Source organism: Caulobacter sp. SSI4214 (assembly GCF_012184455.1).
Classification (GTDB): domain Bacteria; phylum Pseudomonadota; class Alphaproteobacteria; order Caulobacterales; family Caulobacteraceae; genus Caulobacter; species Caulobacter vibrioides_E.
This window is the reverse complement of sequence record NZ_SZWJ01000013.1, coordinates 55,576-76,938: the sequence shown is the minus strand read 5'-3', so window position 1 is coordinate 76,938 and position 21,363 is coordinate 55,576. Positions and strand designations below refer to the sequence as shown.

Genomic DNA, 21,363 nt, shown 5'->3' with positions numbered 1-21,363 from the left:
GCGGCGGCGGCGGCGGCGGCCGTGGCCAGATCGGCGTCTAGCGTCGCCAAGGGGCTGACGTCCAAAACGCGGGCGAAGCCGGTCGCGGCGTCGGAGCGATGCGCGGCGGCGAGGGGGGCCACGACGACGCCGATGCGCTTCTGGGCGGCTGGGTCCAGCTTGATCGCCGGCTCCGCTTGAGCGGCCAGGGGCGCGACCAGCAGGGCGAGCGCCAAAAGGGCGGGCTTCATGGATGGACTTCCAGGGCTTTGATCGATTGATCGAGGACGGCTGTCTCGGCCGGACCGAAGGGCGCGCGCAGGGCGTCTTCCAGGTCGATGACGGCGAGGGCCGAGGCCTTGCGGGCGTCGCCGTCCGCGAGGCGCGCCTCGACGACGGCGGCCTCGGCTTGCAAGGCCTCGACCCGATCGGTCTCGCCGGCCTTGGCCGCGCGGTCGGCGGATGCGGCTTGGCGCAGGGCGTTGGGCAAGTCCCGCTGGACCGTCGCTTCCGAGGCTCGGGCGGCCTTCAGCGCCGCGGCGGCCTGATCCACGGCGCTCAGCGCGGCGGCTTGCACCGCTTCCAGCGTTCGAGCCGCCTCGGCGCGCTTGGCCTCGGCCTGGGCGATCGCGGCGCGGTTCATGTCCCAGGGCGGCAGCGCCAGGTTGAGGTTGAACGGCAGCTTGGTGAGGCCCCGTTCCCAGGTGTAGCCGGGCCCGAGGCGAACCTCCGGATACTGTTTGGCGACTTCCAGCCGCAGCGCGTTTTCGGCGATGTCGTAGTCGATGATCGCCTTGAGGACGTCGCGGCGGGAGAGGGCGGCGGACCGACGGCGGCCGGAGAGGTCGGACGGGTCTGGCGCCGCCGACCGTGGCGCGATGACCAGGCCCGTTACGGCGGCGGGCGTGACGCCCAAGGCCTGAGCCAGCGCCGCGTCGGCGGCCTGGCGTCGACCGGAGGCCTCGGTTTCTCGACGATGCGCCGCGTTGAGATCGGCCCGCGCGGCAAGCGCCAGAGCGCGGTCGTCGGCGCCGGCGGCGACACGGCGCTCCAGCCGGTCAAGCCGCTGTTGTCGAAGCGTGGTCCATTCGCTCGCCAGCACGCGCTCCGCGTCGGCCGCCGCGCGTTCCGCGACGGCCCGTTGCAGGGCGGTTCGAACGTTCCAGACCGTTTCGGCGTAGTCGTGCAGCGCCTGGACGGCGGCGAGATCCGCCATGCCGGTCCGCGTGGACCGCCGCGCGCCGACGTCCAGAGGGATGTCGGATCCTCCGCCCAACAGCCACGGCGAGGATGTGCTCGGATCGTTGGCGTATTCGGCTGTCAGCGTCAGGGTCGCGCCCGGCGCGACGCGCGCGGCCTTCGCGGCCGCCAGCGCGGTGCGATATTTGGCGGCGGCCTCGGCGACGTTAGCATTGCGGGCGAGCGCGGCGGCCAATAGGTCGGCCATCGTCCAGGCCGCCCCCGGCGGCTTCTGGTCCAGGCGCGCGGCCTCCAGGCGATCGGGCAGGGCCTCGGCGTGGATTGGCGCGGGCGCGTAGTGGGCGCAGGCCGCGACCAGACACGCGGCGGTCAGCAGGATGGCTTGGGCCGTGGGTCGTTTCATCGGCCGACGACGAGCAGATGGAACGTGCCCGGCGCGACGGCGCGCTTTCCGTCGCGCGTCGTCACCTCGGCCGAGGGCAACAGCACGCGGCCGCTGGCCGGATCGAAGGCGATCGTGCGGGCGCCGACCTCGGTCGGAACGGTCTCCTCGAGAGCCAGGACGCCGCCGGCGAAGCCGAATACGGCCAGCTGGCCAGTTTCGCCCGCCGGAACGAAGACGCGCTTGCCGGCCGGATCATAGGCGAGGCCGTCCGCGCCGCCGCCCGTCTTGACGGTCTGCAGTTGACGGCCGGTCTTGGCGTCGACGACGACGACGGAGCCATCGCAGGCCGCGACCAGACGCCCCTGGGCGTGGACGATGCCCGTCGGTCCGTCGCAGTCGGCCAGGGCGTAGTGGGCGATCGTCTTGCGTGCGGCGATATCCAAGGCGACGATCTCGTTCTTGTTCTCGACATTGACGAAGGCGCGCCCCTCGCCATCGACCGCCGCGGCCTCCAGGGCGCCGCCGATCGGGATCTCGCCCACGGCCTTGTGGGCCTTGGGATCGATCAGGGTCACGTCGCCGCCGGCATGGTCCATGACCAGGACGAGGCCCGAGCGCGGATCGAAGGTCGCCGCGTCCGGCTTCTTGCCGGTGGCCACGGAGGCGATCGGCGCGCCCGAGATCGCGTCGACGAAGGTGACGGTGTCGGTTCCTCCGTTGGTGATCAAGACCTCCTTGCCGTCGTTCACGACCAAGGCCGCGTGACCTTTGGTCGCGGGGGCGAAAGCGGGGGTCACGGCGCGGGACTTGAGGTCGATAGCCGTGACGGCCGCGTTGCGGGCGATCAGGGCCCGACCGGCCTCGACGCTGACATAGTCCCAGCCGCCGTCAGGGCCGGCGATACGGTCGATGACGTGGAAGCCGGGCGTGGCGGCCTGGACGGCGCTGGACGCCAGAAGGGCGGCGAAGGCGAGGGGGGCGAGGCGCATGGTCGTCTCCTTGAAAGAGATTGCCCTAGGGGCGCTCGGCTGGCCGCCACATGGCTGGGGGATTGTGAAATGCCAATGTTCCGGTCGCGAAGCCGTCACAAAGCGGGGAATGAAACCCGGGCCTCGAGGCCCGGCCCCGCGTCGCGCAGGGTTGCTTCGCCGCCATGCAGCCTCGCGACGGCGGCCACCAGCGCCAGGCCAAGGCCGCTGCCGGGTGTCGAACGGCTGGCCTCCAGGCGGTGGAAGCGGTCGAAGACCCGCTCGCGCTCGGCCTCTGGAACGCCGGGACCATCGTCGATGACCGCCAAGGTCGGCAGGCCGTTTCGCCGCGAGGTCTGGACCACGATCCGCGCGCCGGCGGGGGTGTGGCGTAGCGCGTTCTCGACCAGATTGACCACCATCTGAGTCAGCAGTTCGGGGTCCCCCTCGATCAGCAAGGGGGAGGGAGCGTTGAGGACGATAATCCGCTGGACGTCCTCGGCGGAGGGCATGAAGGCGTCGGCGACATTGCCGGCGATCGCCGAGAGGTCGGTCGGCCGGAAGCCCGCGCGCCGCGCGCCGCCCTCGATCTGGGCGATGCGCAGCAGGGCGGCGAAGGTGTCGAGGATGGCGTCCAGGTCGGTCAAGGCGCCTTCGATGGCCGCGCCGCGCTCGGCCTCGGAGCCGAGGCTCATCTCCAGCCGTTGGCGGAGGCGCGTCAGGGGCGTGCGCAGGTCGTGGGCGACATCATTGGAAACCTGGCGCAGGCTCTCCATCAACTGGGCGATGCGGTCGAGCATCCGGTTGATGGTGATGGCCAAGCGGTCCAGGTCGTCGTCGGAGCCGCGCACCGGAACGCGACGGGCCAGATCGCCGTCGATGATGGCTTCCGCCGTGCCGGAGATCGCCGCCAGACGCCGGTGGACGTCTCGGCTCAGCGCGAACCCGCCCAGCACGCCTAGTACCACCAAGCCGACAAACGCCCCGCCGAAGCCGCGCAGCACCGCGCCGTCGACCGCCTCGATCCGCTGCTCGTCGTCGCCGACCAGCAGCCAATGACCATCCGGAAGCCGGGTGGTCAGAATGCGGACCGGTTCGCGCCGGCCCTCGGTGGAGGGGAGGACCACGGTCGACCAGCCCGGTGGCGCGTCTGACTTGGCCAGGCTGCCGGCCAGCGGTTCGCCGCGCGGACCCCGCAGGCCATAGTCCAGGGCGCCCGGCGTGCGGTCGCGCTCCTGGATCGCCTGAAGGACGCCCGCGAAGCTCTCGGTCAGATATTCCTGCGCCAACGCCGCGGACTCGGACGCGATGCGCGCTTCGAACTGCTCGGATAGCGCCGCCCGCGTCGCGAACAGCGTCAAGGCCCCTAGCGCCGCCACGGAGATGGCGAACACCGTGGTGTAGAGCGCGGCCAGGCGCAGGCTGGTCGAGCGGAACACCTCAGTCCGGCTCACGCAGGCAGTATCCGGCGCCGCGCACCGTATGAATCAGTTCGTGCTTGTGGCCGCGATCGACCTTGCCGCGCAGGCGGCTCATATGGGTCTCGACGATGTTGGTCTTGGGGTCGAAGTGGAAGTCCCAAACGCTTTCCAGCAGCATGGTCCGGGTCACCACGCGGCCGGCGTGGCGCATCAGATATTCCAGCAGCTGGAACTCTCGCGGCTGCAGCTCGATGCGCTGGCCCGCGCGCGTGACCGAGCGCTTGAGAAGGTTCAGGGTGAGGTCCGAGACCCGCAGCACCGACGGAGTCTCCTGCGGCGGCGGCCGGCGAGCCAGGGCGTTCACCCGGGCCAGCAGCTCCGCGACGGCGTAGGGCTTGACCAGATAGTCGTCGCCGCCAGCCTCCAGGCCTTCGACCCGATCGTCGATGCCGCCCAGGGCTGTCAGGAGCAGAACCGGCGTCTTCACGCCCGCCGCCCGGATCGTCCGCAGAATCGCCAGACCGTCCAGCTGGGGCAACATCCGATCCAGCAGGATGACGTCATAGGGCTCGCCGGCCGCCAGCATCAGCCCCTCGCGACCATCGGCGGCGAGATCAACCGTATGACCGGCCTCCGAAAGGGCGCGACGCAGATAGGCGCCGCCTTCCTTGTCGTCTTCGACAACCAAGAGCTTCATGCGGCGAGGGTGTCCCGATTTTTCAGACTTGTCAGGGCTCTTTAAGGCGTCCGCCGCCCTGGGATCGAGCCGAAAAGCAGGCGATCGCGCTCAATCCGCCAAGCTGTCGAGAACGAGTCTCACCTGGATGGGGAGGGCGCAAGACTTCTATAAAACCATCCCGCGATTTGCCCCATCGTGGCGAAAAGATTGATTTTCCCCAATGTGGATACTGTAAAAAAACAGACACTTAACTGTCACCAAAGCTTGGTTTGCCCCTAGCCGCGCCGCGCGGTTTCTCACCCGCCAACTGTCGAACACGGACCAAGCAACGGCCGGTCGATCAGGTCTAGGGGATCAATCATGCAAGCTTCTTTGTCGCGCTTTCGCGCTCGTAGGGCCGTCTGGCTGGCGGGTTCCATCCTGGCGGCGAGCGTCGTCGCCACCGGCGCCTTGGCCGCCGCGTCCGGCGACCCCGCCGACAGCACCCACCCCGTGAAGATCGACCCCGAAAACGCCGACTTCGGCACCCGGGTCGATGAGTTGGTCATCACGGCCGGCAGCAAAGCCGTTGACGCCGCGCCGACCAAGACCTCGCTGAACGCGACCCAGCCCCAAGCGATCATCGACCGCAAGACGATCGACCAGTTCGTGCCGACCACGGCCGACTACAACCAGATCATCAATCTCGCGCCCAGCATGTCGGGCACGTCGTTCAACGGCCCGGGTCTGGGCGAGGCCAAGACCGTGCTGCGCGGCTTCAAGGACGGCGAATACAACATCACCTATGACGGCATCCCCTGGGGGGACGCCAACGGCCCGACCCACCACTCGACCTCGTTCTTCCCGTCGTCGACGGTCGGCGCGGTCGTGGTCGATCGCGGTCCGGGCGAAGCCAGCCAACTGGGCGTGGCGTCGTTCGGCGGCTCGGTCAACCTGTTCTCGCCGGAAGTCAGCGACGATCGCGGCGGTTCGCAGCTGATCACGGGCGGTTCGTGGAACACCTGGATGGCGGTGACCAAGCTGAGCACCGGCAAGATCGATCAGCTCAACGGCGCCAAGTTCCTGTTCAACTTCCAGGAACTGACCACCGACGGCTATCTGAGCTACAACAAGGCCAAAGCCTACAACCAGTTGGTCCGCGGCGTGATCCCGCTGAAGGGCGACTGGGCCCTGACCGTTCTGGGCACCTGGAACTACACCAAGATCTATCAGAGCGACAACGCGGGCGCGACGCTGACCCAGGTCGCGCTGTACGGCAAGAACTACGCCCTGAACAATGATCCCACGACGCCGAACTATTACGGGTACAACGTCGTCAACAAGCACACCTATTTCAACTACGCGCGTCTCGCGGGCAGCATCACCGACACTCTGAAGCTCGAGAACACGCTCTACTCCTACTACTACAAGAACGATACGGAATCGGCCCTGGACGTCACCCTGTCGCCGGCGGACATCGCCGCCAGCAAGGGTCTGCAGATCACCTACACGCCGGGCGGCAAGCCCACGGTCAACGGCCACATTCCCGGCTACACCAAGCTGAACGTCTACAAGATCTACGGCGACGTCCTGCACCTGAACCAGCAGGTGCCGTTCGGCGAGATCAAGGCGGGCCTCTGGCTCGAACACGCCGACACCGGCCCCCGTTTCCGGTCGGACTATGACGCCACCCTGGGCATCGGCGCCAACGGCGGCCGCACGCCAGACTATCGTCAGAAGGTGCTGGCGGGCGTGCCCCAGTACCTGGAGTACAACCAGTTCTCGGGCTGGGATCAGTACGAGCCGTTCGTCGATGTCGTCTGGAAGGTCACGCCGTCGCTGACCATCACGCCGGGCGTCAAGTACGTGAACGAGAAGATCTTCGTCGACGCCGACGTCAATCAGAAGTCGCGTCTGCCGTTCCACGACTCTAAGCGTTTCGAGAAGACGCTCTATTTCCTGACCGCCAACTACAAGATCGCCGACAACCTGGCGGCCTACGCCCAGTATGCGACGGGCTTCCTGCTGCCGGACATCAGCGTCACCCAGGTGGTCAACCCGAACCTCTCGCAGCTGAAGCCTCAGGAATCCACCAACTATCAGGCTGGCGTCATCTATCACGGCGGTCGCGTCACCGTGGACGCCGACGTCTACTACATCGATTTCACCAACAAGCTGCAGACCACGACGGTCGGCACCGAGACGGTGAACTTCAACCTGGGCGGCGCCACCTACAAAGGCGTCGAGGGTTCGGTGACCTACGCGGCGCTGAACCACCTGTTCGTGTTCGCCAACGGTTCGTTGAACTCGGCCAAGGCCCAGGGCGCCTCGACCACGATCGCCGGGACGCCGGTCACCATCACCGGCGGCAAGCAGATCTCCGGCGCGCCGAAGTCGACGGCGGCGGTCGGTCTGCTGTACCGCCAGGGCGGATGGTCGGTGTCGCTGGCCGACAAGTACACGGGCGAGCAGTGGTCCGCGGAAGGAGAGCCGGCGGCCTACCGGATCAAGCCCTACCAATCGGCCGACCTGAAGGTGGTCTACACCGTGGGTCGCTACCGTCTCGAGGGCGCGGTCTACAATCTGTTCGACAGCCAGCAGGCCACGAACATCAAGCAGGGCAAGACCACCGACTACGACCAATATTACTTCCAGCCCGAGCGGAACTTCCAGATTTCCGTCAAGGCCAACTTCTAGGCGAGAGAGATCATGACCAAGCCGCGCATCATTCTCTGCTCGCTCTTGCTGGCTACCGTCGCGGTCGGCGGCGCGCACGCTCAGGACGCCAAGCTCAAGGCCCATCTGCTGTCGTCCGCCGAACTGGACGCCAGCCGCATCCTGCCGCCGCCGCCGGCGGAAGGCTCGGCCGCCGCCGCTTCGGAGCTCTCCGAGCTGCGCGCGGTGGTCGCCGCGCGCACGCCGGCGACCCTGGCCCAGGCCAAGAGCGACGACGAGACCAAGAACGCCTCGATCTTCTCCGACGCCATGGGCGCGGGATTCGACCTTAAGGCCCTTCCGGCCACGGCCAAGCTGATGGCCGAGGTCCGGGCCGAGGAGAAGGCCGCCGCCGACGCCGCCAAGAACCGCTTCCAGCGCAAGCGGCCTTGGCTGATCGACAACAGCCTGGCCAGCTGCAGCCGGGAGGACGAGCCGCTGAGCTCCTATCCCAGCGGCCACGCCACCATGGGCTATTCCATGGCTGTCGTGCTGGCCGACATCGCGCCCAGCCACGCGCCGGCGCTGCTGGCGCGGGCCAAGACCTACGCCGAAAGCCGTCTGGTTTGCGGGATGCACTTCCGCGCCGACATCGTCGGCGGCCAGGTGCTGGGGACGGCGGTGGCCTTGGAGCTGCTGCGCAATCCGGCCTTCAAGGCCGATCGCGACGCGGCGGCGGCCGAACTGGCGGCGGCCAAGCTGGCCCCCTGAGCGTTCCGATCCGAAGGTCGTTCTTGTCAGGCCGGGAGAGGCTCATCCTCTTCCGGCCTCGACTTTTTTGGCCCTATGCCGTCAACGGACCTGAAGACTTCGCTGACCTTCAACCGCGTGTCACCAAGGCGCCCGATAGTAAAGGATGGCGGCGCATGGCGGACGAGTTCACAAAGCTCTGGACGCGCGGCGCGTCATGCTCCGTTTGGGCGACCCTGAATTCCATTTTCTAGGCCGCTTCCGCCGTACAGGGTCATTGGATCCTCTCGACGTCGCGGGGTTGTCTTAGCAAGGGATCTAGGCCGTCGCGGCGGTAAGGAATGACGGATTTGGAACAGAAGTTCGATCTGGCCGTGGTCGGCGCGGGCATCGTGGGCTTGGCCCACGCTCTGGCGGCGGCGCGGCTTGGCAAACGAGTCCTCGTCCTGGACCGAGACGCCCAGGCCAATGGCGCCTCGGTGCGCAATTTTGGTTTCGTGACGGTGACGGGCCAGGCTCGGGGCGAGGTGTGGCGGCGCGCGCGTCGGTCGGCCCAGGTGTGGAGCGAGATCGCGCCCGCCGCCGGGATCGAGGTCTTGCAACGCGGCCTCACGATGGTCGCGCGTCGGCCAGAGGCCAAGACCCTTCTGAAGGCCTTTCTCGAGACCGAGATGGCGCAAGGGTGCCAATGGCTTGACGCCGGCGATCTCGGCGAGCGGCTGCCGGGCGGGGGCCGCGTGTTGGGAGCCCTGGCCAGCACGGTCGATCTGCGCGTCGAGTCGCGCACCGCCATCCCGCGTCTCGCCGCTTGGCTGGAGACCGCGCATGGGGTGACCTTCCGGCGCGGCGTCGCGGTGCGGAGCGTCGAGACCGGGCGTCTGGAGACTTCTGACGGGCCGGTCCGCGCCGAGAACATCATCGTTTGCCCAGGCGACGACCTTATCACCCTGTTTCCCGAGCACTTCGCGCGCGCCGAGGTGACGCGATGCAAGCTGCAGATGCTGAGGCTGGCGGATCCGGGCTGGCGGCTGCCGGCGCCGGTGATGTCCGACCTCGGCCTGATCCGTTATCTCGGCTATGCCGATCTGCCACAGGCCGAACCGTTGCGCGCCCGGCTCGAGGCTGAACAGGCCGCTCATCTGGAGCACGGAATCCACCTGATCGTCGTGCAGAGCGCCGATGGTTCGCTGGTGGTCGGCGACAGCCACCACTATGCGCCGACGCCCGATCCCTTCGCCCGCGACGACGTCGACGCCCTGATCCTCGATGAGTTCGTCAAGGTGTTCGGCCAGGCGCCGCCGCCGGTGCTGGAGCGTTGGACCGGCACCTACGCCTCGGCCCGGGGGCATAGCCTGGTGGAAGCGCCGATGCCGCGCGTGCGGTTGGTCACCGTGACCAGCGGCACGGGCGCCTCGACCGCGTTCGGCCTGGCCGAGGACGTCATTGCCGGCCTCTATGACCTGCCAAAACAAGGAACCGCCGCGTGAGCCAGAGCGCCATCCGGGCTGTCGTGTTCGACTGGGCCGGCACCATGATCGACTTCGGATGCCGAGCGCCCGTCGTGGCGCTCCGCGAGGTGTTCGCCGAGGCTGGGGTCGAGATCTCGAAGGCCGAGGCTCGCATGGACATGGGCAAGGCCAAGCGCGACCACGTTCGGGCTCTGCTGGCCATGCCGCGCATCGCCGCCGTTTGGCGCGAGCGCCATGGCGCCGCCGCGACCGAGGCCGATGTCGACCGTCTGCATGACGCCGTCGAGCCGAAGATGCGGGCCGCCGCCCGCGACTGCGCCAAGCTGATTCCTGGCGCCGCCCGGGTCGTCGCCGACCTGCGAGCGCGGGGTGTCGGGATCGGCTCGACCACCGGCTATACCCGCCCGATGATGGCCGACATCTTGCCGCTGGCGGCGGAGGAGGGTTACGCGCCCGACGTCGTGGTTTGCGCCGGCGAGACGGCGGCGGGCCGGCCGTCGCCGCTGATGATGTGGAAGGCTCTGGTCGAACTCGGCGCCTGGCCCGCGCGGGCTTGCGTCAAGGTCGATGACGCCACGGTCGGCATAGGGGAGGGGCTGGAGGTCGGCGCCTGGACCATCGGACTGTCGGCCTCGGGCAATGGGGTCGGCCTGGAAGAGAGCGCCCTGGCCCTGCTGCCCAAGGTCGAGCGCGCCGCGCGGATCGAGGCGTCCGCCGAAGCCCTGCGCGCCGCCGGGGCGCACTATGTCGTCGAGACCGTCGCCGACCTGCCGCCCGTGCTGGCCGAAATCGAGGATCGGATCGCGCGTTGCGAGCGTCCTGACGACCGGCGCGAAAGAGGGCGCTCGCCGCTTGACGAGCGCCCTTGATCGGACGTCGCCGGCTAGATCCCTGAATGGGGCCTCAGGTCAAAGCGATCGGCGTTCATGACCTTGTTCCAGGCCGCCACGAAGTCGGTCGCGAACTTCTCCCGCGCGTCCGAGCTGCCATAGACCTCGGCAAAGGCGCGTAGCTCGGCGTGTGAGCCGAAGATCAGATCGACGCGGGTGGCGGTCCAGCGCGCCTCGCCCGTGACGCGATCGCGGCCGACGAACGCGTTGGCGGCCGTCGCGGTCCAGGTCACGCCCATGTCGAGCAGGTTGACGAAGAAGTCGTTCGTCAGCACGCCGGGACGATCGGTGAAGACGCCGTCCTTCGAGCCGCCGCTATTGGCGCCCAGGACCCGCAGGCCGCCGAGCAGAACCGTCATTTCGGGGCCCGACAGACCCAACAGTTGAGCCTTGTCGACCAGGGCCTCTTCGGGGGCCATGAACTGGGGACCGCCGCGACGATAGTTACGGAAGCCATCCGAAAGCGGCTCCAGCGGCTCGAACGACGCCGCGTCGGTCTGTTCGGCCGTGGCGTCGGCGCGACCCGGCGCGAAGGGAACCTGCACGGGCGCGCCCGCGTCCAGGGCGGCCTTCTCGATCGCCGCGGCGCCGCCCAGCACGATCAGGTCGGCCAGTGACACCGTCTTGCCGTCTCCCGCCGAAGCGTTGAACGCGGTCTGGACGGCCTCCAGCGCGGTCAGAACCTTGGCCAGAACGGGCGGATCGTTGACTTCCCAGTCCTTCTGCGGGGCCAGACGGACCCGCGCGCCGTTCGCGCCGCCGCGCTTGTCCGACTTGCGGTAGGTCGAGGCCGAGGCCCAGGCGGTCGAAACCAGCTCCGAGACCGAAAGGCCCGTCGCCAAAATCCGCTCCTTCAGCGCCTGGACGTCCTGGGTGTCGACCAGCGGGTAGTCCACGGCGGGGATCGGATCCTGCCAGATCAGGGTTTCCTTCGGCGCCAGCGGGCCGAGATAGCGCTGAACCGGCCCCATGTCGCGGTGGGTCAGCTTGAACCAGGCGCGGGCGAAGGCGTCGGCGAACTGGTCGGGGTTCTCATAAAAGCGGCGCGAGATCTTCTCGTAGGCCGGGTCGAACCGCAGGGCCAGGTCCGAGGTCAGCATCCTCGGCACGTGCTTCTTGGACGGGTCATAGGCGTCCGGAATGTCGGCCGCCGCGTTCTTGGCCCGCCATTGCTTGGCGCCGGCCGGGCTCTCGTCCAGCTCCCACTCGTATTTGAACAGGTTGTCGAAGAAGTGGTTGCTCCATCGGGTCGGCGTCTGGGTCCAGATCACCTCGGGACCGCCGGTAATGGCGTCGGCCCCGACGCCAGAGCCGTACTGGCTCTTCCAGCCCAGGCCCTGGTCCTCGATCGCGCCCGCTTCGGGTTCTGGGCCAATCAGCGAAGGATCGCCCGCGCCGTGGGTCTTGCCGAAGGTGTGGCCGCCCGCGATCAGGGCGACGGTTTCCTCGTCGTTCATCGCCATCCGGGCGAAGGTGTCACGGATGTCGCGAGCCGAGGCCAACGGGTCGGGATTGCCGTTGGGGCCTTCCGGATTGACGTAGATCAGCCCCATCTGCACCGCGCCCAAGGCGGGATGCAGCTGACGTTCGCCGCTATAGCGTTCATCGCCCAGCCAAGAGCCCTCCGGCCCCCAGTAGAGCTCCTCCGGCTCCCATTGATCGGCGCGACCGCCGGCGAAACCGAACGTCTTGAAGCCCATGGACTCCAGGGCGACGTTGCCGGCCAGCACGTAGAGATCGGCCCAGGAAATCTTTTGGCCGTACTTCTGCTTGATGGGCCACAGCAGGCGGCGCGCCTTGTCGAGGTTGGCATTGTCCGGCCAGCTGTTCAAAGGCGCGAAGCGCTGTTGGCCGCCGCCCGCTCCGCCGCGGCCGTCGCTGACGCGATAGGTGCCGGCGCTGTGCCAGGCCAGTCGAATGAAAAGACCGCCATAATGGCCGAAATCGGCCGGCCACCACGGCTGGCTGTCGGTCATCAGCGCGTGCAGATCCGCGATCACCGCGTCCAGGTCCAGGGCCTTGAACGCTTCGGCGTAATCGAAATCCTCGCCCATCGGATTGGAGCGGAGGGCATGTTGATTGAGAGCGTCCAGCCGCAGATTTTGCGGCCACCAGTCTCGATTTCCCCGGCCGTTACGTCCGTGCCCTATCGGGCATTGGCCTCCGGCGCTGTCCTCGACCTTCGTCGTCATCGTCGTCTTTCTCCGCTTCGGCGTCCGCCGGCTGTCGTTTCCCGACGGGACTAAAAAGCGCCTTCAACGCGCATAGGTAAAACTGATTGTTCTTATCGAAACCATAGAGGAAGTCTTGGCGTGATCGCGCTCGGATTGAATGGCCTTGTCCGCCGCGTCCGTGCTCGGTCGCGCGGTTTGGCTACGGCGACGACATGATCCTGCAAACTAAGCGTCATAGAGCATCGTCCGCGATGGCGCTTTGGGGCAATTCGGTGGCGCGCGGCGCATGGCCGATGCCCTGGGACCGGGGAGGATTCGGCGGCTATAAGGCCGTCGTCGGTTCGGTCCGGACGTCATGAAAGACAAAGAGGTCGTCTTGTTTCATCACCGTCGGGTTGCGTCATACCGCGCCGCGTCCATATGCACGGCGCTCCTTCTCATGACGGCTCTCGCGGCCTGCGCGCCCAAGGGAGACGCCAAGAAGGGCGGGCCCGGCAAGGGACCGACGACGGTGGGCTATATCGTGGTTCAACCGACGGGCGTGCCGCTGACGACCGAACTGACCGGCCGCGCCGTGGCCTACCAGAGCTCGGAGGTGCGTCCGCAGATCTCGGGCGTGATCGAAAAGCGCCTGTTCACCGAAGGCGCCTTCGTCAAGCAGGGGCAGCCGCTCTACCAGATCGATCCCAGCCTTTATCGCGCCTCGGCCAATCAGGCGCAGGCCGACGTCGAGAGCGCGCGCGCCAATCGCGAGGCGGCCGACGCCCTGGCCGAGCGCTACAAGCCGCTGGTCGCCATCGAGGCGGTGAGCAAGCAGGATTACACCAACGCCGTGGCCTCGGCCCGCCAAGCCGGCGCGGCCCTGGCTCAGAAGCAGGCCGCGTTGGAAACGGCGAAGATCAATCTGCGCTTCACGACCGTGCCGGCGCCGATCAGCGGACGCATCGGCCGGTCTCTCTATACGGTCGGCGCGCTGGTCAGCGCCAACCAGGCCAATCCGCTGGCGACCATCCAGCAACTGGATCCGATGTATGTCGACATCCAGCAATCCAGCGCCGACATGCTGGCCCTTCGTCGGGCCTTGGCGGCCGGCGGCGCGACCCCGGCCAGCGCCAAGGTCAGCCTGACCCTGGAAGACGGCAGTGACTATGGCCAAACGGGCGTCGTCGAATTTTCGGAAGTCGTCGTTGACCCGAGCACCGGCACGGTGACGCTTCGCGCCCGGATGCCCAATCCGCGGGGGCTGCTTCTGCCTGGCATGTTCGTGCGCGCCAGGTTCGCCCAGGCGGTCGACAACAGCGCCTTCCTGGTCCCGCAATCGGCGGTCTCGCGGGATCCGAAGGGCAACGCCACGGTCTTCGTCGTCGGCCAGGACAATACCGCCGAGGCGCGCAAGATCGTCGCCAGTCGCACCCAGGACAGCTTCTGGGTGGTGACCAAAGGCCTCAACCCAGGCGACAAGATCATCACCCAGGGGCTGGGCAAGATCAAACCGCACGCGCCCATCAAGCCGGTGCCGGCCGATGCGCCGCAGAAGATCAAGCCGCGCAAGGACGGCGACGGCAAGGGCGGCGAAAAGTCCGGCGCGAAGGGCGGCTGACGGATCATGCTGTCTCGCGTCTTCATCGACCGGCCGATCTTCGCCTGGGTCATCGCCATCATCGTCATGCTGGCCGGCGCGGGCGCGATCACGCGTCTGCCGATCGCCCAATATCCCGACGTGGCGCCGCCACAGGTCTCGGTGCGCGCCACCTATCCGGGGGCCTCGGCGGAGGCGATCCAGAACAGCGTCACCCAGGTCATCGAGCAGTCGCTGACCGGGATCGACGGGATGCTGTACTTTAGCTCGTCCTCTACCTCGCGCGGGCAGGTGACGATCACCGTCACCTTCGAGAAGGGCGTCAATCCCGACATCGCCCAGGTCCAGGTTCAGAACCAGGTGCAACAGGCCGTCTCGCGCCTGCCGTCCCAGGTGCAGCAGCAGGGCCTGGTCGTTCGCAAGTCCAACCCCGACAACCTGTTGCTGGTCGGGGTCTACGACTCCACCGACAAGCTGACCAATCAGGACGTCTCCGACTACCTGGTTTCGCATTTGCAAGATGACCTGGCGCGGACGCCGGGCGTGGGCGACATCAACGTCTATGGCGCGCAGTACGCCATGCGCGTTTGGCTGAACCCGCAGAAGCTGGCCAGCTTTGGCCTGACGCCGGGCGACGTCGTCACGGCCATCCAGAACCAGAACACCGAGGTCGCCGCCGGCGAGTTGGGTGGTCAGCCCGTGCCCGACACCCAGCTGCTGAACGCCACCGTCACGGCCCAGTCTCGCCTTCAGACGCCCGACCAGTTCGCCAAGATCGTGCTGAAGGCCAACAGCAACGGCGCCAATGTCCGCCTCGCCGACGTCGCCCGCGTCGAGTTGGGGGCCGAGAACTACAACGCGCGCAGCCGCGTGAACCAGCATCCCGGCGCCGGCATCGCCGTGCTGCTGGCGCCTGGGGCCGACGCCCTGAAAACCGCGGAGCTGGTCAAGGCTCAGGTCGAGAAGGCGTCCAAGAGCTTCCCGCCGGGGCTCAAATTCGCCTACGCCAACGACACCACCGACTTCATCAAGCTCTCGATCGAGGAAGTGGTGAAGACGCTGATCGAAGCCATCGTGCTGGTCGTGGTGGTGATGTTCGTCTTCCTGCAGAGCTGGCGCGCCACCCTGGTGCCGGCCATCGCCGTGCCGGTGGTTCTGCTCGGCACCTTCGCCGTCTTCTACGTCGCGGGCTTCTCGATCAATACGCTGACGCTGTTTGGCCTGGTGCTGGCCATCGGCCTTCTGGTCGACGACGCCATCGTCGTGGTCGAGAACGTCGAGCGGCTGATGGAAGAGAACCCGGGCATGACCGCGCGGGAGGCTACCGTGCAGTCGATGAAGGAGATCAGCGTCGCCCTGGTCGCCATCGCCCTGGTGCTGTCGGCGGTGTTCCTGCCCATGGCCTTTTTCGGCGGCTCGACGGGCGTGATTTACCGGCAGTTCTCGCTGACCATCGTCTCGGCCATGGTGCTGTCGGTGCTGGTGGCCCTGATCCTCAGCCCGGCCCTGACCACGACGCTTCTGAAGCCTCGCAAGGAGCTGGAGGCGCACGAGGACGACCATTGGCTGGCGCGGACCTTCCCTGGTCCGACGCACATGGTCCGCTCCTGGGGCAAACGCTTCAACACGGCCTTCGACGACGCCTCGCGCGCCTATCGAAACGCGGTGGGCGTGGTGATCGAACGCAAGGTGATCTTCCTGGCGATCTATGCCGTTGTCGGCGTGCTGCTGGTTCTGCTGTTCGTGCGTTTGCCCACCGGCTTCCTACCGGTCGAGGACCAAGGCAGCGCCTCGCTGCAGATCCGTTTGCCGGCCGGGGCCACGCAGGGCCGGACCGCCGACGTTCAGCGCCAGGTCGAGCGCTATTTCGCCGAGAACGAGGGCGCCAACATCAAGACCATGTTCACGGTCAGCGGCGGCGGGGGCGGTGGGGTCAACGGCCAGAACACCGGCGCGGGCTTCCTGAACTTCACCGACTGGGACAAGCGCAAGGGCAAGGATAACGCGGCCGACGCCATCATCGCGCGCGCGACGTCGGCGTTCCGAGGCTTCCGCGACGCCCAGGTCTTCGCCCTGCTGCCGCCGGCCATCCGAGGTCTCGGCCAGTCCGACGGCTTCACCATGGAGCTTCTGAATTCGAGCGGCATGTCGCGCGCCGAGTTCAACGCCGCCCGCGACAAGCTGCTGGCGGCGGCGAACAACGATCCGGATCTCAGCTCGGTGCGTCTGACCGAGTTGCCGGACGTGGCCACCTTCAAGGTCGATACCGACGCTCAGAAGCTGGCCTCGCTGGGCCTGACCCAGGCCGACGTCAACGCCACGCTGTCGACGGCCTGGGGCGGCCGGTACGTCAATGATTTCGTCGATCGCGGACGGGTCAAGCGCGTCTACGTGCAGGGCGACGCGCCCTATCGCTCGCAGCCCTCGGACCTGGGACAGTGGTTCGTGCGGGGATCGTCCGGCCAGATGGCGCCGTTCTCGTCGTTCTCGACCACTTCATGGTCGCAGGCGCCGACGACGCTGTCGCGGTTCAACGGCATCCCGTCCTATGAGTTCAACGGTTCCGCGGGGAACGGCCGCAGTTCCGGCGACGCGATGAACCGGATCCAGGAGCTGGCCAGCCAGATTCCGGGTGTGACGATCGCCTGGTCGGGCCTGTCCTATCAGGAGCGGCTGTCCTCCGGTCAGGCGCCATTGCTCTACGCCCTGTCGCTGCTCGTCGTGTTCCTTTGTCTGGCCGCGCTTTACGAGAGCTGGTCCATCCCCGTGGCCGTCCTGCTGGTCGTGCCCCTGGGCCTGGTGGGGGCGGTGTTGGCCGTGACGATCCGGGGCCTGATCAATGACGTCTATCTGCAGATCGGTCTGCTGACGACGATGGGCCTGGCCGCCAAGAACGCCATCCTCATCGTCGAGTTCGCCGAGCAGGGCGAGCGGCGCGGTCAACCGGTCATGGAGGCCGCGCTGGAGGCTGCCCGCATCCGCCTGCGTCCGATCCTGATGACCAGCCTGGCCTTCATCTTCGGCGTACTGCCGCTGGCCATCTCGACCGGGGCCGGCGCCAACAGCCGGATCGCCATCGGCACGTCGGTGATTGGCGGGATGCTGACGGCGACGATCCTGGCGATCTTCTACATCCCGCTCTTCTTCATTCTGGTGCGTCGCGGATGGCGGCGGCATCGAGGCCATGGCGCGCCGCCGCCGGCCGCCGCCGGCCAAGAGGAGCTCGCTTGATGCGCCGCGTCCTGACCCTCGTGGCCGCGTCCAGCGTTCTGGCGGCCTGCGCGATGGAGACGCCGTATGCGCGTCCGAAGTCGCCGACCCCGGCGACGCTGCCAACCGGCGGCGTCTATCCGGTTCAGCCCGCCGATGCCGCGCCGCCGATCCGCTATGCCGACGTCTTCACCGATGCGCGGCTGCGCACGCTGGTCGATCAGGCGCTGGCCAATAATCGTGACCTGCGCGCGGCCGCCGACAACATCCTGGCCGCGCGCGCCCAGTACCGCGTTCAGCGCGCCTCTCGCTTTCCCGAGGTGGATCTTTCGAGCCGGTACAATCACGGGGGCGGCGACGGCGCCAGCCCGGCCACCCGCGGCGACGCCTATTCGGCCTCGCTCGGGGTCACCGGCTTCGAGCTGGATCTTTTCGGCCGCGTGGCTTCGCTGACCGAGGCCGCCCGGCAAAGGTATTTCGCCACCGAATACGCCGCCCGAGCGACGCGGCTGATCCTCGTGGCCGACGTCGCCGAGGCTTGGCTGACCTACGCCGCCGACAACAGCTTACTGCGCATCGCGCAACAGACCGTCGACAACGCCCAGCGCGGCGTTCAGTTGACCGACGCTCGCCTGAGGGGCGGCGTCGCGCCGCGCACCGACCTGCGGCAGGCCCAGACGATCCTCGCCGCGGCCCAGGCCGACATCGCTCGCCAGCGCACGGCGGTGGCCAAGGATATCAACGCCCTGCAACTGTTGGTCGGCGCGCCCATCGACCCGGCGCTCCTGCCGACGTCGATCGAGGAGGCCGCGCCGACTCTGACCCAGGTCGCCGCTGGCGTCGGCTCGGACGTCCTGCTGCGGCGCCCGGACATCGCCCAGGCGGAGCATCAACTGCGAGCTCTGAACGCCCAGGTCGGCGCCGCCCGCGCGGCGCTGTTTCCGCGCATCACGCTGACGGGGGCGGCGGGCTATGCCAGCTCGGCTCTGTCCTCGTTGTTTCAAAGCGGAGCCTTCAGCTACTCGGCGGGCAGCGGCGTGTCCTATCCGATCTTCCAGGCCGGGGCGGGTAGGGCGGGCCTGGCCTACGCCAAGGCGCAACGCGACGCGGCCCTGGCCAGCTACGAGAAGGCGATCCAATCGGCGTTCCGCGAGACCGCCGACGCCTTGGCGCGCCAAGGTACGATCGACGACGAGCGCGCCGCCGACCAGCTTCAGCTTGACGCGGCCGCCGACAGCTACAGGCTGGCTGACGCGCGCTATCGGGTTGGCAATCAGTCTTTCCTGGCCAGCCTCGACGCCCAACGCACCTACTATTCCGCCCAGAAGACCTTCGTGGCCGTCCAGCTGCAGGGCGCGATCAATCGGGTTGATCTCTATCGGGCGCTGGGCGGGGATACGGCCGAGGCGGTCGCGCCGGAATAGACGCACGCCCAACGACAAAAGCGCGTGGACCAAGGTCCGCGCGTCTAAGGCGCTAGCCAGGAGGCCGTCCTAGGCCGAGACTTCCTCGACGGGCCTGAAGCTCGCGGGGTCCAGGCCTTCCGGAACGCCCTTCACATAGAGGCCGTCCGAATGATGGTGGAAATCCTCCACCTCATAGACCTGTCCGGAAAAGACGCCGAGATGGGGCAGATCGACCCCGGTGCGCAGCAGCATGTCGCCCTGGCGAAAGACACGTTCGGTCATGGTGGGCTCCGTTCCACTCAAGGCGCAGCCTGCGGCGCCGGAGCGATAAACCCCAACACACGAATTCGTCAGATGACCAAGGGGAAGGTCTGGCGTCCTCGGTCGTCGAGAGCGAGGGGCGCGCGCGGTCTACGGCGCGGCGCGCGGCGCGAAGGCGGCTACGAACGTCCTGACCGCCGCGTCGACCTCGGCGTCGACTTCCTGGCGGGTGGGCTCGCTGGAATGGCCGACGAGACGCGACTTCAGCATCCGGTTCTGGCACAGACCGATGAACTGGTGCGCCGCGCTCAGGGGATCGGCGGCGTCGATCAGGCCCTTGTCTCGCATCCGCGCCAGAAAGCCGCCCAGCAAGCGCGCGCCGCGCAAGGGGCCGGCCTCGTAGAACGCCTTGCCTAGCTCCGGCGACCGCTCGGCCGCTGACACGATCAGGCGGAAATGGCGCATATTGCGATCGGACATGACGTTGGTGACATAGCGTCGACCAATCCGGGTCAAGGCCGCGCTCACATCGTCGCCTTCGTCGTCCAGCAGGTGGAACATCTCTTCGCTCTGCCAGTTACAGTAGCGTTCGACGTGGGCCTGGAAGATCTCTTCCTTACTCTTGAAGTAGTTGTAGAGCGTGCTTTTCGAGCCGCCGACCCGCGCGGCGATGGTCGACATCGATGTCGCTTCGAACCCTTCGTTCAAGAAAAGTTCCGCCGCGATGTCCAGAATGGCCTCACGACGCGAGTCGCGGTCTTTGCGGGGCTTGATGTCCATCAAAATATCTCTCGACCGTACGGTACGGTCTCCTTGACGGCGCCGCAAGCGGAGCCTACTTGCTGGCTACACATATGACTATACCGTACGGTCACATCAAGGTTCTCCCCATGACGACCTTTCCCGCCGCCGCCTCGCGCCGTAACGGACCCTATCTCGCCGCGGCCAGCGCCTTGGTCCTGGCCGCCTGCGCCAGTCTGCCCCCGGCTCAGCCGGCGCGGGTCGCCAAGGCCGCGTCGGCCTATGAGACCGCCCAAACCCTGAGCGCCGCGCCCGTCGCCGACTGGCCGGCGGACGCCTGGTGGAAAGGCTACGGCGACGCCCAGCTGAACGCTCTCGAGGATGAAGCCCTCAAAGGCTCGCCGACGCTGGCGGCCGCCGAGGCGCGTCTGCGTCGCGCCCAGAGCCTGGTGAGCCAGGCCAAGGCCGCCGACCTGCCGCGCATCGGCGCCAGCGCCGACGCCAACGAGGCCAAGCAGAGCTATAATCTCGGCATTCCGGCGCAATTCGTGCCCCAGGGCTACAACAGCTACGGCCGCCTGGCGCTGGACGCGAGTTGGGAGCTGGACTTCTTCGGCAAGAACCGCGCCGCCATCGCCGCCGCCACGTCGGAGGTCAAGGCCGCCGAGGCCGACGCCGCCCAGGCTAGGCTCACCCTCTCGACCGCCGTCGCCTCGACCTATGCCGAGCTTTCGCGCCTTTACGCCCAGCGCGACGTCGCCGAACAGGCCGTGCGCCTCCGCCAGGAAACCAGCGACCTGGTGGCCAAGCGCGTCGCCAACGGACTGGACACCAAGGCCGAAAGCGAGCAGGCGGCCGCCGGTCCGCCGGCCTCGAAAGCGGAGCTCTCCGCGCTCGACGAGCAGATCGCCCTGACCCGCAACGCGTTGGCCGCCTTGGTCGGCGCGGGGCCGGATCGCGGCCTGGCCATCGTCCGTCCGGCCGCCGCCACGCTGAAGCCCTTCGGCCTGCCCGAGAACCTGCCAGCCAATCTGATCGGCCGACGTCCCGACGTCGTGGCCGCCAAGTGGCGCGCCGAGGCCGCGACCTCGCGGACCAGGCAGGCCAAGGCGGCGTTCTATCCCGACATCAACCTGACGGGCTTCATCGGCTATCAGTCGCTCTATCTCGACAAGTTGTTCGCCAGCGGTTCGGACATCGGCCAGGTCGGGCCGGCCCTGCGCCTGCCGATCTTCGAGGGCGGTCGTCTGCGCGCCGGGCTGCGCGGCGCGGAGGCCGATCGCGACGCGGCTGTCGCCAGCTATGACGGCGCCCTGACCCAAGCCTTGCGCGAGGTCGCCGACGTCGCCGCCAGCCAAAAGGCGTTGACCAGCCGGCTGGCCGACGCCCGCGCCGCCTTGACGGCCAACGAGAACGCCTACCGCATCGCTCGCCTGCGTTACGAAGGCCAGCTGTCGACCTATCAGTCGGTGCTGCTGGCCGAGCAGTCGGTGCTGGCCCAGCGCCGGGTGGTCGCCGATCTGGAAAGCCGCGCCTTCGCCCTCGACATCGCCCTGATCCGCGCCCTCGGCGGCGGTTTCACCGGCGCCTGAACCCTCCCGACATTCGCACTCTAGG

General features: G+C 67.8%; 16 protein-coding genes. 8 read left to right on the top strand and 8 right to left on the bottom strand.

The genetic code is table 11. The features are described 5' to 3' along the window. The 5 genes from FCU40_RS06140 to FCU40_RS06120 form a co-directional block, all read right to left on the bottom strand. Nucleotides 1–230: hypothetical protein (locus FCU40_RS06140; RefSeq protein WP_206677300.1), on the bottom strand; the 230-nt coding region annotated here is incomplete at its 3' end. Continuing rightward, nucleotides 227–1,582: a TolC family protein gene (locus FCU40_RS06135; protein WP_168073685.1), complete on the bottom strand. Its 1,356-nt coding sequence runs from the start codon at nt 1,580–1,582 to the stop codon at nt 227–229. The genes FCU40_RS06135 and FCU40_RS06140, both read right to left, overlap by 4 nt. Continuing rightward, the gene (locus FCU40_RS06130; RefSeq protein WP_168073683.1) at nt 1,579–2,553 is read right to left on the bottom strand and encodes a YncE family protein; all 975 of its coding nucleotides are present in this window, start codon (nt 2,551–2,553) and stop codon (nt 1,579–1,581) included. The genes FCU40_RS06135 and FCU40_RS06130 overlap by 4 nt, the downstream gene beginning before the upstream one ends. 95 nt (nt 2,554–2,648) lie before the next feature. Beyond that, the gene (locus tag FCU40_RS06125; RefSeq protein ID WP_168073681.1) at nt 2,649–3,986 is read right to left on the bottom strand and encodes a HAMP domain-containing sensor histidine kinase; all 1,338 of its coding nucleotides are present in this window, start codon (nt 3,984–3,986) and stop codon (nt 2,649–2,651) included. Beyond that, nucleotides 3,973–4,650 (bottom strand): response regulator transcription factor, encoded by a 678-nt coding sequence (locus FCU40_RS06120; protein WP_004615492.1) that lies wholly within the window; start codon nt 4,648–4,650, stop codon nt 3,973–3,975. The genes FCU40_RS06125 and FCU40_RS06120 overlap by 14 nt, the downstream gene beginning before the upstream one ends. 342 nt (nt 4,651–4,992) lie before the next feature. Here FCU40_RS06120 and FCU40_RS06115 point away from each other — a divergent pair, with 342 nt between their 5' ends. The 4 genes from FCU40_RS06115 (at nt 4,993) to phnX (ending at nt 10,354) form a co-directional block, all read left to right on the top strand. Next, nucleotides 4,993–7,308: a TonB-dependent receptor gene (locus FCU40_RS06115; RefSeq protein WP_168073679.1), complete on the top strand. Its 2,316-nt coding sequence runs from the start codon at nt 4,993–4,995 to the stop codon at nt 7,306–7,308. 12 nt (nt 7,309–7,320) lie between these two features. Further along, nucleotides 7,321–8,037 carry a phosphatase PAP2 family protein gene (locus FCU40_RS06110; protein ID WP_004615490.1) on the top strand — a complete coding sequence of 239 codons (717 nt, stop codon included), beginning with the start codon at nt 7,321–7,323 and terminating at the stop codon, nt 8,035–8,037. A gap of 320 nt (nt 8,038–8,357) precedes the next feature. Continuing rightward, nucleotides 8,358–9,503 (top strand): TIGR03364 family FAD-dependent oxidoreductase, encoded by a 1,146-nt coding sequence (locus tag FCU40_RS06105; RefSeq protein WP_168073677.1) that lies wholly within the window; start codon nt 8,358–8,360, stop codon nt 9,501–9,503. Next, nucleotides 9,500–10,354 carry a phosphonoacetaldehyde hydrolase gene (gene phnX, locus FCU40_RS06100; RefSeq protein ID WP_168073675.1) on the top strand — a complete coding sequence of 285 codons (855 nt, stop codon included), beginning with the start codon at nt 9,500–9,502 and terminating at the stop codon, nt 10,352–10,354. Before FCU40_RS06105 ends, phnX begins: the two co-directional genes overlap by 4 nt. A 14-nt stretch (nt 10,355–10,368) precedes the next feature. On the opposite strand, the gene katG is transcribed toward phnX, so the two are convergent. Continuing rightward, entirely contained in the window at nt 10,369–12,567 is a 2,199-nt protein-coding gene (katG, locus tag FCU40_RS06095; RefSeq protein ID WP_168073673.1) for a catalase/peroxidase HPI, read from the bottom strand. Between the two features lie 421 nt (nt 12,568–12,988). Between katG and FCU40_RS06090 the strand changes: the two genes are divergently transcribed. From FCU40_RS06090 to FCU40_RS06080, 3 genes are read left to right on the top strand one after another with little or no spacing between them, the layout of a single operon-like run. Beyond that, entirely contained in the window at nt 12,989–14,149 is a 1,161-nt protein-coding gene (locus FCU40_RS06090; RefSeq protein ID WP_168073671.1) for an efflux RND transporter periplasmic adaptor subunit, read from the top strand. 6 nt (nt 14,150–14,155) lie between these two features. Next, on the top strand, nt 14,156–17,359 hold the full coding sequence (locus tag FCU40_RS06085; RefSeq protein ID WP_168073669.1) for a multidrug efflux RND transporter permease subunit: 3,204 nt from the start codon (nt 14,156–14,158) through the stop codon (nt 17,357–17,359). Next, the gene (locus tag FCU40_RS06080; RefSeq protein ID WP_168073667.1) at nt 17,359–18,762 is read left to right on the top strand and encodes an efflux transporter outer membrane subunit; all 1,404 of its coding nucleotides are present in this window, start codon (nt 17,359–17,361) and stop codon (nt 18,760–18,762) included. The genes FCU40_RS06085 and FCU40_RS06080 overlap by 1 nt, the downstream gene beginning before the upstream one ends. A gap of 69 nt (nt 18,763–18,831) precedes the next feature. Here the strand turns inward: FCU40_RS06080 and FCU40_RS06075 are convergent, their stop codons facing one another. Next, nucleotides 18,832–19,026, bottom strand: a complete 195-nt coding sequence (locus tag FCU40_RS06075) for a hypothetical protein (protein ID WP_004615482.1) — start codon at nt 19,024–19,026, stop codon at nt 18,832–18,834. Nucleotides 19,027–19,155: 129 nt separating this feature from the next. Further along, nucleotides 19,156–19,785 (bottom strand): TetR/AcrR family transcriptional regulator, encoded by a 630-nt coding sequence (locus FCU40_RS06070; protein WP_004615481.1) that lies wholly within the window; start codon nt 19,783–19,785, stop codon nt 19,156–19,158. 110 nt (nt 19,786–19,895) lie between these two features. On the opposite strand from FCU40_RS06070, the gene FCU40_RS06065 reads away from it, so the two are divergent. Further along, nucleotides 19,896–21,338, top strand: a complete 1,443-nt coding sequence (locus tag FCU40_RS06065) for an efflux transporter outer membrane subunit (RefSeq protein WP_168073665.1) — start codon at nt 19,896–19,898, stop codon at nt 21,336–21,338. The last annotated feature ends 25 nt before the right edge of the window (nt 21,339–21,363 follow it).